This window comes from Exiguobacterium sp. s5 (assembly GCF_018618075.1).
Classification (GTDB): domain Bacteria; phylum Bacillota; class Bacilli; order Exiguobacteriales; family Exiguobacteriaceae; genus Exiguobacterium; species Exiguobacterium mexicanum_A.
The window spans coordinates 254883-269022 of record NZ_JACSLK010000003.1 but is presented as its reverse complement, the minus strand read 5'-3'; the positions used below and the strand labels follow the sequence as shown (position 1 = coordinate 269022).

11 protein-coding genes and 1 other annotated feature are annotated in these 14140 nt (G+C 51.4%); of the genes, 7 read left to right on the top strand and 4 right to left on the bottom strand.

Translation table 11 applies throughout. From position 1 onward, the window contains the following. Window positions 1–21 precede the first annotated feature (21 nt). Window positions 22–1728, top strand: a complete 1707-nt coding sequence (gene acsA, locus KNP60_RS08665; protein WP_214797291.1) for an acetate--CoA ligase — start codon at window positions 22–24, stop codon at window positions 1726–1728. A 44-nt stretch (window positions 1729–1772) separates the two neighbouring features. Here acsA and KNP60_RS08660 read toward each other — a convergent pair whose 3' ends face one another. After that, complete coding sequence (locus tag KNP60_RS08660) at window positions 1773–4253, bottom strand: transglycosylase domain-containing protein (RefSeq protein ID WP_214797290.1); 2481 nt, start codon at window positions 4251–4253, stop codon at window positions 1773–1775. A gap of 168 nt (window positions 4254–4421) precedes the next feature. Further along, window positions 4422–4619, top strand: a binding site (T-box leader). Window positions 4620–4666: 47 nt separating this feature from the next. On the opposite strand from KNP60_RS08660, the gene tyrS reads away from it, so the two are divergent. Both tyrS and KNP60_RS08650 read left to right on the top strand, forming a co-directional pair. Beyond that, window positions 4667–5914, top strand: coding sequence for a tyrosine--tRNA ligase (gene tyrS, locus KNP60_RS08655; protein WP_214797289.1), 1248 nt, complete (start codon window positions 4667–4669; stop codon window positions 5912–5914). 106 nt (window positions 5915–6020) lie between these two features. Then, the gene (locus KNP60_RS08650; protein ID WP_034778254.1) at window positions 6021–6644 is read left to right on the top strand and encodes a GTP pyrophosphokinase; all 624 of its coding nucleotides are present in this window, start codon (window positions 6021–6023) and stop codon (window positions 6642–6644) included. A gap of 44 nt (window positions 6645–6688) precedes the next feature. On the opposite strand, the gene rpsD is transcribed toward KNP60_RS08650, so the two are convergent. Next, entirely contained in the window at window positions 6689–7288 is a 600-nt protein-coding gene (gene rpsD / locus KNP60_RS08645) for a 30S ribosomal protein S4 (RefSeq protein WP_029595169.1), read from the bottom strand. Between the two features lie 223 nt (window positions 7289–7511). Beyond that, the gene (locus KNP60_RS08640; protein WP_034778253.1) at window positions 7512–7994 is read right to left on the bottom strand and encodes a GAF domain-containing protein; all 483 of its coding nucleotides are present in this window, start codon (window positions 7992–7994) and stop codon (window positions 7512–7514) included. Between the two features lie 237 nt (window positions 7995–8231). Between KNP60_RS08640 and ezrA the strand changes: the two genes are divergently transcribed. Together ezrA and KNP60_RS08630 are read left to right on the top strand one after the other, a co-directional pair. Continuing rightward, window positions 8232–9962: a septation ring formation regulator EzrA gene (ezrA, locus tag KNP60_RS08635; RefSeq protein WP_214711728.1), complete on the top strand. Its 1731-nt coding sequence runs from the start codon at window positions 8232–8234 to the stop codon at window positions 9960–9962. A 74-nt stretch (window positions 9963–10036) separates the two neighbouring features. Further along, window positions 10037–11617: an amidohydrolase gene (locus KNP60_RS08630; protein WP_034778251.1), complete on the top strand. Its 1581-nt coding sequence runs from the start codon at window positions 10037–10039 to the stop codon at window positions 11615–11617. Window positions 11618–11665: 48 nt separating this feature from the next. On the opposite strand, the gene KNP60_RS08625 is transcribed toward KNP60_RS08630, so the two are convergent. Continuing rightward, the gene (locus KNP60_RS08625) at window positions 11666–12484 is read right to left on the bottom strand and encodes an NAD kinase (protein WP_034778250.1); all 819 of its coding nucleotides are present in this window, start codon (window positions 12482–12484) and stop codon (window positions 11666–11668) included. Window positions 12485–12639: 155 nt separating this feature from the next. On the opposite strand from KNP60_RS08625, the gene tpx reads away from it, so the two are divergent. Continuing rightward, entirely contained in the window at window positions 12640–13128 is a 489-nt protein-coding gene (gene tpx, locus KNP60_RS08620) for a thiol peroxidase (RefSeq protein WP_131471299.1), read from the top strand. A gap of 99 nt (window positions 13129–13227) precedes the next feature. Further along, window positions 13228–14115 (top strand): class I SAM-dependent methyltransferase, encoded by an 888-nt coding sequence (locus tag KNP60_RS08615; RefSeq protein ID WP_034778248.1) that lies wholly within the window; start codon window positions 13228–13230, stop codon window positions 14113–14115. Window positions 14116–14140 lie beyond the last annotated feature (25 nt).

Below are 14140 nucleotides of genomic sequence, written 5' to 3'. Positions count from 1 at the left end.
AGGGGAGGCGAATCTTTAGCGATGGAAAAATTGAAAGCGTTATCAGGGGAACATCAATTGGCGTCGTATGAAGAGGCTTGTCAGTCGTTCGAGTGGACTCAAGCAGAAGCACTATTTTCTTGGAATTTGACGGGGAACGTCAACATGGCGTACGAAGCGATCGACCGTCACGCCGAAGGTGAACTGGCCACAAAACTGGCATTGCTCTATTTCGATGGGGAACGAGAAGAGCGCTATACGTATGAAGATATGAAACGAGAAAGCAATCGGTCCGGAAACGTTCTGAAATCGGTTGGAGTGGAGAAAGGCGACCGCGTCTTCATCTTCATGCCGCGGAGTCCAGAACTTTATTTTATTTTGCTCGGCACACTTAAATTGGGCGCCATCGTCGGACCGTTGTTCGAGGCGTTCATGGAACAAGCCGTTCACGACCGCTTGCTCGACTCGGAAGCGAAAGTCATCGTGACGACCGAGGCGCTCTTGCCGCGCATCCCGGTCGATCAGCTCCCGCACTTGGAGACGATTTTGATCGTCGGCGACGGAGTAGAAGAAGCCGGGAAAATCATCGACTATCGCAAATTGGCGGCTGAAGCTTCGACTGACCTCGACATCACATGGGTCGACCGTGAGGACGGCATGATCTTGCATTATACGTCAGGGTCGACCGGGAAGCCGAAAGGCGTCCTGCACGTCCATAACGCCATGGTGCAGCACTTGATGACGGGAAAATGGGTGCTCGACTTACAACCGGATGATATTTACTGGTGCACGGCCGACCCAGGCTGGGTGACGGGCACGAGCTACGGGATTTTCGCACCGTTCTTGAACGGGGCGACGAATGTGATCGTCGGGGGACGATTCAATCCGGAGTTCTGGTATTCGGTCATCGAACGGTTCGGGGTCACCGTCTGGTACAGCGCGCCGACGGCGTTCCGGATGCTCATGGGTGCCGGCGAAGAAGCGTTCGAGAAATATGACCTATCATCTCTCCGCCATATCCTCTCGGTCGGTGAACCGCTCAACCCGGAAGTCATTCGTTGGGGGAACGAATCGTTCGGGTTACGGATTCATGATACGTGGTGGATGACAGAGACGGGTGCGATGATGATTTGTAACTATCCGACGATGGATATCAAACCGGGTTCGATGGGGAAAGCCATCCCGGGTTGTGAAGCGGCCATCTTAGACGACCGCGGTCAACCGCTCCCGCCACATCGGATGGGCAACTTGGCACTCAAGACGCCGTGGCCGTCGATGATGCGAAAGATTTGGAAGAACGACGCCAAGTATGAGAGCTATTTCTGGGGCGAATGGTACGTCTCAGGCGACTCGGCCTATATGGACGAGGATGGTTACTTCTGGTTCCAAGGCCGCGTCGATGATGTCATTATGACGGCAGGCGAACGGGTCGGTCCGTTCGAAGTCGAGAGTCGTCTCGTCGAGCACCCGGCAGTTGCCGAGGCCGGTGTCATCGGGAAACCAGATCCGGTCCGTGGAGAGATTATCAAGGCGTTCATCGCGCTCCGTAAAGGCTATGAGCCGTCAGACGAGCTGAAGACGGAGATTCAAAAGTTCGTCAAAGAAGGGCTCGCGGCCCATGCGGCCCCGCGTGAGATTGAATTTAAAGACAAGCTGCCGAAAACACGAAGCGGGAAGATCATGCGTCGCGTCTTGAAAGCTTGGGAATTGAACCTTGAAACAGGTGACTTATCGACAATGGAAGATTGAACGACAAAAGGTCGACACGCGATGTGTCGACCTTTCTTGTCGGTTTAGGCGCCATCTGCAGCTTCGGCGTCTTCTTTCTTCTTATCTTCCTCAGCCTTTTTCTCAGCCTCGGCTTTCTTCTTGGCTTCTTCTTCAGCTTTCTTCTTATCAGCTTCAGCTTTTTTCTTCGCTTCCGCTTCAGCTTTCGCTTTAGCCTCAGCATCTGCCTTTTCTTTCGCAGCAGCGTCAGCTTCTTGTTTTTCTTCAGCCTCTTGTTTCTTCTCTTCAGCTTCTTCTTTCTTCTTCGCCTCTTCTTCGGCTTTCTTCTTGGCTTCCTCTTCCTTCTTCTTCTTCTCTTCGACTTTCTTCTTCTCAGAGAATGAGCCTGAGTCTTTGAAGTCAGCGGCAGAAACGCTAGAAGGTTGATTGAAGCGCGCCCCAGTGTTGAAGATTTCAGGATTGTCGGCGTATACGCGGTTGGCCGTCTGTGACCAGATACGTTGCGTCCGTTGGTAATACTGACCTACTTCATAACTGTTTTGCATTTCACCGAATTGTGAGTCAAAACCAGACCAAACAGCAAGCGTGACGTTCGGATTCGAGCCAACCAAATACGAGTCGCGTCGGTCGTTCGTCGTACCAGATTTACCCATCCAATCGCCAGGGACGTTCAAGAGTGATCGAGCGTACGTTGCTGTTCCTGACGTATAGACATCCCGTAGCATGTCGATGACGAGGTAAGACGTACGATCGGTATAGATGCGCGTCTTTTTCGGTTGTTTCTCAAAGATAGTTTCACCGTTATACTCAATGCGTTCGATAAAGTAGGGTTCCACATGCTCCCCATAGTTCGCGAGCATCGCATAAGACGCGGCCAAGTTGACCGGGCTGACTTCTCCGACACCTAATGCCATCGATGAAGCGTTTCGGTTCGCTTCTGACACTTCGATGCCCATGTCGACAAGTTTTTGCGTGTCGGCAGTTTTTTGGTTACGTTCTTCGTAGATTTTAACAGCCGGAACGTTAAGGGAACGTTTCAGCGCCTCGCGAGCCGTTACAGGGCCGCTGTGCGTTCTACTCTCGTTTTCAACTTCCTTTTTCGGTTGACCAGGACCGGTGAATCGGTAGAAGTATTCTTCATCTAAAATCGTCGTTTCAGGCGTGATCATCCGAGCTTCAATTGCATTGGCATAAACCAAGATCGGTTTTGCTGTCGACCCGATTTGACGTTCCATACGCATGGCGCGGTTCACTTCGTCTGTCTTTCCGTTAATATAGCGACCGCCGACGAAACCTAGGATGCGCCCTGTCTTATTCTCGATCATGATTGACGCCGTCTGTTCAGGCAACGTACGATCTTCTTCTTTGATGTATTGATTTTTATCAAAGTTATTGGCATTTTTAGCGGGTTGTTGCATTGCCTCGTGAACTTTTTTATCAAGCGTCATATGAATCTTGAATCCGCCCTGGCGCAGCATATTGTGGGCGCGTTTGGCGTAAGTCGTTCTAATTTCATTTTGTTCTTTCGTTTTTAAATCTGCCAAGACGATGCCGTCCTGTTCGAGCAAGTAGTTTGTGACAATTTGTCTTGCTTGAAGTTCAGCTTCTTGCACAACATACGGATAGCGATCACGCGGCTTCGATTGCGTCTTCATGAAGTCTTTTGTGATGTCGTAGTTGTATGCAGCGTCGTAGTCTTTTTTCGTAATCTTCCCGGCGACGTACATCCGGTTGAGTACCGTTTTCATCCGGTTGATGGCCGGTGACACATCCTCTTTAATGACACCGCCTTGATAATACGGTGTATACAGGAACGGGTTTTTCGGGATCCCGGCGAGGAAAGCGGCTTGTGGCAACGTCAACTTCTCAGCCGATGTATTGAAGACACCGCGAGCAGCTGCTTCAATTCCTGAGATGTTGCGTCCCATCGAGTTTCGTCCGAATGAGACGACGTTCAAGTACGCGTTCAAGATCTCATCTTTGTTCATTGCTTTTTCGAGGCGAAGGGCGAGTAAAATCTCTTTCGCTTTTCGTTCGAACGACACTTCGTTCGTCAGCATTTGGTTTTTGATGAGCTGTTGGGTGAGCGTAGAACCGCCGGTCCGGTCTTCCGATCCGGTCGCTTCCTGTAAGATGGCACGGAGCGTCGCTTTCGGCACGACACCATCGTGTTCGTAAAACTCGACGTCCTCTGTGGCGAGTAACGCGTCGACGACGAACGGAGAAACTTTCTCGACGGCGACGGGAACGCGGACTTCATCCGTCGTATAGTTTCCGATGCGTTCACCGCTTCCAAAATAAATGTCAGAAGTCGATGAGTAGGTGTTGATTTGCGACGTCATCGTCTTATATGCGGGTGCCGGCATATCCTTGACGAGGGAAGCGAAATAACCCGCTCCGATCCCGGCGCCTAAAAATCCAATGAGAACGACCGATATAATCGTTAAGAGCAGTACGTTCCACGATACATCGTAAAATACATTGGCATAACGGCGGGCTTTCAAGGACTTTGGTTGGTTCCATGTGTCTCGAATCTTTTGCAGCATGACAGCCTCCTTAATATGGTGTAAAACTATTTTTGACAGTAATATATACGATTATAGCACAAGTCCTTCCTGACCTTACCCCGAATCGACTACCGGATGCAAGTTTCCATATTCTCGGTTGACAATTTGGAAATGGAACTTATAAAATGTAAAGCATAGTCCATAAACAAAGATGCTATGAAGAAAGCGAAGTAGTCGACTGACCGCTTGTCCAGAAAGCTAGTGGGTGCTGTGAACTAGCCAATGTCAGCCGATGAATTACACTTTTGGAGCGTGCCGTTCGGCCGGGTCGAGACCGTTATCTCTCGCTACAAGTGGCCACAGCTGTGGCAATTAGGGTGGTACCGCGGAATCTCCGTCCCTTCTCAATATGAGAAGGGGCGTTTTTTATGTCAATTGAAGGAGTGGAACAGATGGAATTATTGAAGGATTTAGAATTTCGAGGTCTCGTCAACCAAATGACGGACGAAGCAGGATTGAAAGAACAGCTGAACAAACCGACGACGCTTTACACCGGGTTCGACCCGACGGCGGACTCGCTTCATATCGGGCACTTGCTCCCGATTTTAACACTCAAACGTTTCCAAGAGGCGGGACACCACGTCATCGCCCTCGTCGGTGGGGCGACCGGCATGATCGGTGACCCGTCAGGTCGTTCGGACGAGCGTTCGCTCAACACGCTCGACACGGTCAAACAGTTCTCGGATCGAATCAAAGACCAATTGAGCCGCTTCTTGCCGCTTGAAGGAGAGAATCCAATCTCAATCCGCAACAACTACGAGTGGACGGAAGAGTTGTCGATCATCGACTTCTTGCGCGACATCGGCAAACACTTCCCAATCAGTTACATGCTCGCCAAAGACTCGGTCGACTCGCGTTTGGAGAACGGGATCTCGTACACGGAATTCTCGTACATGCTGTTGCAATCGTTCGACTTCTTGAAGTTGTACGAAAATGAGAACTGCCGTCTTCAAGTTGGGGGCAGCGACCAGTGGGGCAACATCACAGCCGGTCTCGAACTGATTCGTCGCTTTGGTCACTCGGAGAAGGCGTTCGGTTTGACGGTACCGCTCGTGACGAAGTCGGATGGACAAAAATTCGGTAAGACGGCCGGTGGTGCGGTCTGGCTCGACGCCGATAAGACGACACCTTACGAGTTCTACCAGTTCTGGATCAACGTCGACGACGCCGACGTCATCAAGTTCATCAAATACTTCACATTCTTGTCGCATGACGACATCTTGGCGCTTGAAAGCGAAGTGGCGTCTGCACCGGAAAAACGTGTCGCCCAACGTCGCCTCGCCGAAGAGATGACGAAACTCGTCCACGGTGAAGCTGGTCTCGAGCAAGCGCTCCGTATCACGACTGCCTTCTTCAGCGGTGATTTGAAGACGCTCAAGCCAGAAGATATGGATGCTGCATTCAAAGGCATGCCTCAGTTCGAACTTGACGGCGAACGTAACCTCGTCGATCTTCTCGTCGAAGCGAAGATTGCGCCATCAAAACGTCAAGCCCGCGAAGACGTTCAAAACGGGGCGATCTACTTGAACGGGGAGCGCGAACAAGCGCTCGATAAGACGGTGACACGTGCCGATACACTTGGTGAGTTCACGGTCATCCGCCGAGGCAAGAAAAAATACTTCGTGATCCGTCACGTCTGATGCATTCGTCCATGTCCCAAATGTTGCGGACATGGACGTTTTTTTATATCTCAAATTGGTTTCGGTCTGATACGATGGCAAGTATAGACGATAAGGAGGCTTTCCTATGGAAATTGAAGAGTTTTTTGGCGAACAGTTCCACCAATGGCGGGAGCGGTTCCGCTACTATGAGATGGCGATCACCGAGCTTGAGAGCGACCTCGGCATCATCGACCTCGATTGGCAGACGCGGCTCGGTTACTCTCCGATCGAACATGTGAAGACGAGGATGAAGACGTTGCCGTCAATTATCAAGAAGATGAACCAAAAAGGGCTCCCACTTGAAGTGGAAGCACTTTGGGACAATATTTATGACGTCGCAGGAGTCCGGATCGTCACGAGTTTCCGCGATGACATTTACGCCATCCTCGATCATTTGAAGAAGCGGGACGATTTACAAATCGATGAGATCAAAGACTACATCAAAGATCCAAAGCCGAGCGGTTATCGGAGCCTGCATCTCATCGTCCGGACGAAAGTTTATTTGGCGGAACGCGTCATTTGGGTGCCGGCTGAGATTCAGATCCGCACGCTCGCCATGGACTTTTGGGCGGCGACGGAGCATAAGCTTCATTATAAATACCAGCACGTCGTCCCGGAGGCGTCGAAACTCGAGTTGATTGAAGCGGCCAAGATGGCGGACGCGCTCGATACGCAGATGGGCCGGATTCGTGAACAAATATTAAAGTAAAAAAAATCCCCTTTCCTGCCGAGGCAGGGAAGGGGATAAAAGCATTAACGTGAGTAGTACTCAACGATGAGTTGCTCTTTGATTTGGTCGTTCAATTCAGCACGCTCAGGAAGACGTACGAATGTACCTTCGAGCTTCTCAGCGTCGAATGTTACGTAGTCTTTTGTAGCTGGTGCTACTTCGAGAGCTTCAGCGATCGCTTTGAAGTTTTTAGACTTCTCGCGAACTGAGATGACTTGACCTGGTTTTACACGATAAGACGCGATGTCTACACGTGAACCGTCAACTTGGATGTGACCGTGGTTGACGAGTTGGCGCGCTCCACGACGTGTGCGAGCGAGACCCATACGGTAAACGAGGTTGTCAAGGCGTGACTCGAGCAAGAACATGAAGTTCTCACCGTGGATACCTTGCATTTTCCCTGCATCGTTGAAGATGCGACGGAATTGCTTCTCGTTGATTCCGTACATGTGACGGAGTGCTTGCTTCGCTTGAAGCTGAAGACCGTATTCAGAGATTTTACGACGACCATTTCCGTGTTGACCTGGTGCGTAAGGACGTTTTGCTAATTCTTTACCCGTTTCGCTAAGCGAGATGCCTAAGCGACGCGAGAGTTTCCAAGCTGGACCTGTGTAACGAGCCATGTTTGGACTCCTCCTTGTTGTTCATGTATTTTGCACAAAAGAACAACGGTGTCAAAGACTGGTGACGCCCCTTTCATAGGTTCAAGCACCTTCACTTGATAGCGAAGCTACGAGATGCTCCTCCGACTCAGTCGAGGCCCGAAAGGTGGATACGTCTGTCAATGACTGCTATCGTCATTTCATGCACAAAAATCAGTATACGACGAAATGATTCGCTTGTCAATCAGATGAAGTGAAGTAATGTCTGGCAGAATTGCTCCAACCCTTGACGGTCGACATCCGAGAAGCGATCGAACTCAGGGCTGTCGATATCGAGCACGCCGATGGTCTTACCGTCACGGACGAGCGGGACGACGATTTCCGAGTTCGAAGCCGCGTCACAAGCGATATGGCCCGGGAATTGATGAACGTCTGCGATGAGTTGTGTCTCTTGCGTCGAGGCGGCTGTCCCGCAAACTCCTTTGCCGAACGCGATATGGACGCAAGCCGGCAGACCTTGGAACGGTCCGAGGATGAGGGCGTCTTCGCCTTCTGTTAAATAGAAGCCGACCCAGTTGATCCGGTCGAGGAATTGGTTGAGAAGCGCGCTCGCGTTCGAAAGGTTCGCGACACGGTTCGTCTCGCCTTCGAGTAGCGCGGCGAGTTGTTTGTTTAGTAGGTCGTAACCGGCGGCCAAGTCGCCAGAGTAAGTAGTCGTTTGGAACATGGGATTCCCTCCTAATGAATGAAAGCAAGATTGATTAGCATTATGGTACACGCATTTTTTTATTTTGTCTTCTTAAAAGATTCATGTGAAAAATAACATTCTCTCCCTAAACCGTTGGAAAACCTATGCAAATCATTGGTTCTATAATATGATTAGTATTATCTATACTCATAAAATACTTCATTTATTCATTCAGATACATAAGTCCACGAAAGCGGCTTGGAGGTTGTGACAGAGATGGATTACGGAATCTACGGAATTTTAATTGGAATCATTGTCATCGCATTAGGGGCGATGCTGGGAAGCATGCTCGTGCGAAGGAATTTTTACCAGAAAATTGATGATTTAGACATGCGCAAACAAAGCGTGCTCAGCGCCAGCGTCCCGGCCGAACTGCAGAAGTTCAAACAGTGGCCAATGGAGGGCGAGACGAAAGAAAAGTTCGAGCGTTGGCATCAGTCATGGGACGAACTCGTCAGTGTACATACCGGGCAAATCGATGAGGCGCTCTATCATGCCGAAGAAGATTTGGACAAATATCGCTTCCTCAAAGTCAAATCGGATTTGAATGCGACGGAACAGTTGATTGAAGAGCTCGAGTCGATGGTACACGCCATGCTCGACGAGATGGATGAGTTTAATCAGCATCATTCGTCGCTGCTCGATATCGTCAAAAAAGACGAGAAAGAGCTGTACCAATTCCGGAAGACACTCGTCGCGCAAAACAGTGCGTTCGGCCCGACGTATGAACTCGTCGAATCTGAGATTGCGGCAGCGGAAGCAAAACGGACCGAGATGATCACGTTGAAGCAAGAAGGCCAAGTATCGGAGGCGTACGTCGCCGGCCAAGTCTTGTCTGAGAAAGTGACGAAGATTCGTGAACTCGTCAGTGTCATCCCTCAGTTCGTCCGCACGGTGCAGGTTGACTTGAAACAACAGCTCAACCAGTTGCGTTCGGGGCATAAAGAGATGCAAATGGACGGCTACGCGCTCGAACCGCTCGGTTTAATGGAAGAAATCGAGCAGGCGGAAGATCGCCGATCGGCTCTTATGGACCGCATCGAACAGCTCGACTTCGATCATTTCGAGATGGACATGCAACAGCTCAGTTCGGACATCGACCAGTTGTTCGAAGCGTTCCGGACCGAAGTCGACGCGCGCCAATACGTGAAGAAAGAATTCGCGAGTGTGAAAGACCGTGACCGCCAGACGAGCGAAGTCATGGCGCGACTCCATCAAGAGATGACTCGACTCGTCAGCAACTATGAGATCAACGCTCGAGTCGGTGAAGAATTTGAACAGCTTGAACGTGAGCGGGCGACGCTCACGGCGAACGTGCTCGATATCGAACAGGCGCTCGTCGCCCAGATGATCCCGTTCAGCATGATCAAGTCAAAAGTGCAAGAAGCAAAACGGTCGCTCGACCAGTTTAGTGCCATGCATGAACGCTTCATCGAGAATACGAACTCGCTCCGTAAAGAAGAGCTCGAGGTTCGTAACAAGCTCGAGTCTTGGAAGAAGGAATTGTCGGCCCATCGCCGACTCCTTACGAAGAGCGCCATGCCGGTCGTCCCGACGGATTTGACGAGCGATATGCGCCAATTGCAAAAAGGCGTTCAATCGTTGGACGAACAGTTCGAGAAGGCGCCGTTCAATATGACGTATATCGTCGGACTCAGCCACGACGTCGAAGAGACGATGGACAACTTCCGCGACCGGGTCAAAGCGCTCTTACGCCAAGTCACGTACGCCGAGCAGCTGCTGCAATATGCGAACCGCTATCGCCGGCGTGACAACGAGGTCCATATCGCCTTGACGCTCGCCGAGAACAAGTTTTTACACGGAGAGTACGGCACGGCCGTCGAAATCGGTGAACGCGTCCTCGGGCGCTTCGATGAAGGCGCGGCCCGCGAGATTCGTCAGCGTGTCGAAAAAGGTTTGGAGCAACAAGAGCTATTACGAAAATAATGATGCATGAAGATTGACGTAAACGGGAATTAACGTAGACGTCAATCTTTTTTGAATCGAGGAGGAATTTTGTGATGGGAACGCTATGGGTAAACGGAAAGATCTATACGATGAATAAAGAGCATGAACAGGCTCGCGCCATGTATGTCGAGCACGGTCGCATTCTGAAGCTAGGTGAGGAAGGCCACCTTCGTCGTACATACGCCGGAAGGATCAAACAGATTGTGAACCTTGAAGGGAAGAGCGTTTATCCGGCGTTCACCGACTCGCACATCCATTTGATCGGATACGGGGAAGCGCTCGACCGCATCGATGCGACCGAGACGACGGATTTGCAAGCTCTGCTCGAGTCGATGAAACAAAAGGACGGCAGTGACAGAAGTGACGATTGGCTCGTCGCGGAAGGGTTCAATGACCGTCTGCTCGGAGAGATGCCGACGCGTGAGATGATTGATGCCGTCATCCCAGACCGGCCCGTCGTCTTGAAGCGGGTCTGTCGCCACGTCGCCGTCGTCAACTCGAAAGGATTGGAACGACTTGGCTTGATTCACCATACCGTCATCGAAGGCGGAAAGCTCGGACGCGACGCGGAAGGAAAACTGAACGGGGTGCTATACGATGCGGCGCTCGATTTGCTCCATAAAGAACTGGGGGGGAATCGCGAGAAAAATGTCGCCTCACTCCACCGGGCCATCGACTCGCTTTTCGCCCACGGGATTGTTGGCGCCCATACGGAAGACCTGTTCTATCATGGCGACCCGCTCGAGACGATTCAAGCGTATGAGGACGTGTTAGCAGATCTCCCGTTCCATGCCCATCTGCTCGTCCATGAACAAGTCGTCGATCAATTAATTCGTCACGATGCGCTCGCGAAACGACCACGTTTCGATTTCGGGGCGATGAAACTGTTCGTCGACGGGTCGTTCGGGGGACGGACGGCACTCTTATCAGAACCGTATACGGACGAACCGGGTCAGCGCGGAATCGAGGTCCATCGTCCGGACCATCTCGAGGCGCTCGTCAAAAAGGCGCGATCGTATGGTATGAACGTGGCAGCCCACGTCATCGGGGATGCCGCCGCCGAACAGTTCATCACGTTGCTCGAGAAGTATCCGGCCAAGCGCGGGACGCGGGACCGAATCATCCATGCCTCGCTCTTGAACGATGCATTGTTGAAACGGATCCAGGCGCTGCCGGTATTGATTGATGCGCAGCCAATCTTCTTGTCGGACGACATGAACTTGTTGTTCGATCGGCTCGGAAACGACCGGGTCGATAACGCCTACCGCTTCAAATCGATGCTCGACACGGGAGCGCTCGTTCTCGGGGGCAGTGACGCCCCAATCTCTTCGGTCGATGTACGAAAAGGCCTGTATGGTGCCGTCACCCGTCAATCGTTCGAGGAGTCGGGCGCGCTCAATCCGCCGGAACGCCTGTCGATGTATGAAGCGCTCCGTAGCTTCACGTATGCCCCGCGTGTCGCCACAGGCACGCACGGACGTGACGGCTTGTTGATTCAAAGTTATAACGCCACGTTCACGGTGTGGGAAGAAGACTTCTTCGAACTTCGCGGGCGCGACATCCTCGACAACCGACTCGTCATGACGGTCGTCGAAGGGTCGCCGGTGTATGAGGCCGACGTCGTCAACGCATAATAAAAAGGCTAGCCGTCTAAGTAAAATGGACGGCTAGCCTTTTGTCGTTTAGAAGAATGAGCGTTGTACTTTGTGCCAGAACGAGTTGTTTTTCAACTTGACCGTTTTGACGACTTGATCAGAGAGCTCGATATCGATTCGGTCGGTATATTTGAGGCTGAGCGCCTCGTTATCCATCCCAATGATCGGATAGTCGTTCCCGTCTTCGACGATGCGAAGCGACAGTTTGCGTGAATCATGGACGATGAACGAGGAACCGAGTGTACGGTAGCGGTTATTGTTCACCGAAGCGATCTCGCTCACTTGCATGCATGGGATGAGCGGGTCGACGATCGCGCCGTCGAGTGATTTATTATAAGCCGTCGAGCCGGTCGGCGTTGAGACGACCATCCCGTCGCCGCGGAACGTCTCGAAGTGAAGATCGTCGATGTATACCTCAATGGCGAGTGATTTGATGATACTCGATTTGATCGAAGCTTCGTTCAAACAAAGCATTGGTGTCGATTCATTGATTGAAGCCGATAAGAGCGGATATTTCCGTACCTCGAGCCCGGCTTCGATCCGAGCAGAGTTATCTGAGAATAAACGATCGACTTCGTCGAGCTTATGTATGTCGAAGTCGCAATAAAACTCATTCAATCCGCGTCCGAACCCGACGTAGATGGCGTCTTGACGGAAGCCTGTATAACGGACGGCCTGTAAGAACGCGCCATCTCCCCCGATGGCGACGATGATGTTGGCGTCTTCCGGACGATTCACGACGTTGAAGCCATGCTTCTCACCGATCTCGATTAGTTTCTTTACCTCTTTAGTAAAGTCGTTGACGTTACGATGGTACAAATAAACGTTGTTTCTCATCCATGTCATCCCCTTTGTCAATTGAGTCTCTTTCATTATACAGCGTTTTAGACGCTCGATATAGGGAAAATCACAATCAGGCCGTCTGAGGCAGGAAGTTTGTCATCGAGACGGCACCATCGATATGATGAAGAAGTATAAATCAAACCAAAGGGGATGAAACGATGCCAACATTTAAAGGCAATACCGTTACACTGCAAGGGAATCCGGTCAAAGTCGGAGATGCTGCACCGGACTTTACAGCGCTCACGACGGCACTTGAAGAGGTGACGCTCGCGTCATACCCAGGGAAAAAATTGATTAGTGTCGTCCCGTCGATTGATACAGGCGTCTGTGATGCACAAACGCGTGCGTTCAACGAGAAAGCGGCAACGCTTGGAGGGACAGTCTTGACCGTGTCGAACGACTTGCCGTTCGCACAACGTCGCTGGTGTGCGGCCTCGGGCCTCGATAACGTCATCATGTTATCGGACCACCGCGACCAATCGTTCGCGAAATCTTACGGCGTGTTGATGGAAGAGCTCCGTCTACTCGCACGCTCGGTGTTCGTCATCGACTCAGAAGGTACGGTCCAATACGTCCAGTACATGGATGAGATGACAGACGAGGTCGATTTCGATGCGGCGCTCGAGGCGTTTGATAAAGCGAACTGATTCGCTTGGCGAAATGACCACGAATCGCTTACACTAATAGAAGTGAACCGACCGGCTCTCCATCAGAGGGCCGGTTTTGTATGGAAAGGATGATCGAAGATGGAACGATTTGAACAATTGTATCGGGATTGGAAGAAAGAGGCGAAGAAGCTGACGACCGACCTTGATTTGTTACCGCTCGAGGCGTTGATTGAAGTATTTGAACGGGTCGATGTCGAACAAGAGAAGACGGATGATGTCCGCAAAGCCGTCAGTCTGCTCGTGCTCGAGGAGACGACGACACTCCCGCCGAACCACCAACCGACACCGGACGCTGTCAGCCTGTTCATCGGGTACTTGGCAACGAAGCTCGTCAAAGACGGGGCGAGCGTGCTTGAACTTGGGAGCGGGACGGGGACACTCGTGCATGCCGTGTTGACACAATTGAAAGACGCCACCGCACAAGCCGTCGAAGTCGATGAGACGATGCTACGTCTGTCTTACGCGATCAGTAACTTACTCGGGAAACCGGTGTCGTATTTCCACCAGGACGCGCTCGCACCGTTGTTCGTCGAACCGAGCGATTTAGCGCTCGTCGATTTGCCGATCGGCTACTATCCGAACGATGAGGTGGCGTCAGGCTACGCCTTGAAACGTGAGGAAGGCCATTCCTATTCCCACTTCTTGTTGATCGAACAAGCGATGCGCCACCTGAAACCGGGCGCGCATGGCATCTTCGTCATCCCGAACAATTTGTTTGAACAGGATGACGAAGGGAAATTAAAACAGTGGATGGACCGTGAGGCCGTCGTCAAAGGAGTTCTGCAACTCCCGACGACGATGTTCAAAGATGAGCGATATGCGAAGAGCCTATTGATGTTACAAAAGCTCGGGGAAGGCGTCAAACGCCCGAAACAAGCGCTCCTCGTCGAATTGCCGTCGTTCACGGACGTACGTGCGGTTGCCAATATTGTGAAACAGATTGACGATTGGTTTAAAACAACATAATTTTTATTGGGCAAAAGACTTGAAA

Excerpts from the sequence above, each read along its gene's own strand:
- tyrS (WP_214797289.1), top strand. The coding sequence starts at position 4,667 with ATGGAATTATTGAAGGATTTAGAATTTCGAGGTCTCGTCAACCAAATG.
- acsA (WP_214797291.1), top strand. The coding sequence starts at position 22 with ATGGAAAAATTGAAAGCGTTATCAGGGGAACATCAATTGGCGTCGTAT.
- KNP60_RS08625 (WP_034778250.1), bottom strand. The coding sequence starts at position 12,484 with ATGACATGGATGAGAAACAACGTTTATTTGTACCATCGTAACGTCAAC.
- KNP60_RS08615 (WP_034778248.1), top strand. The coding sequence starts at position 13,228 with ATGGAACGATTTGAACAATTGTATCGGGATTGGAAGAAAGAGGCGAAG.
- rpsD (WP_029595169.1), bottom strand. The coding sequence starts at position 7,288 with ATGGCTCGTTACACAGGTCCAGCTTGGAAACTCTCGCGTCGCTTAGGC.
- KNP60_RS08660 (WP_214797290.1), bottom strand. The coding sequence starts at position 4,253 with ATGCTGCAAAAGATTCGAGACACATGGAACCAACCAAAGTCCTTGAAA.
- tpx (WP_131471299.1), top strand. The coding sequence starts at position 12,640 with ATGCCAACATTTAAAGGCAATACCGTTACACTGCAAGGGAATCCGGTC.
- KNP60_RS08650 (WP_034778254.1), top strand. The coding sequence starts at position 6,021 with ATGGAAATTGAAGAGTTTTTTGGCGAACAGTTCCACCAATGGCGGGAG.
- KNP60_RS08640 (WP_034778253.1), bottom strand. The coding sequence starts at position 7,994 with ATGTTCCAAACGACTACTTACTCTGGCGACTTGGCCGCCGGTTACGAC.
- ezrA (WP_214711728.1), top strand. The coding sequence starts at position 8,232 with ATGGATTACGGAATCTACGGAATTTTAATTGGAATCATTGTCATCGCA.
- KNP60_RS08630 (WP_034778251.1), top strand. The coding sequence starts at position 10,037 with ATGGGAACGCTATGGGTAAACGGAAAGATCTATACGATGAATAAAGAG.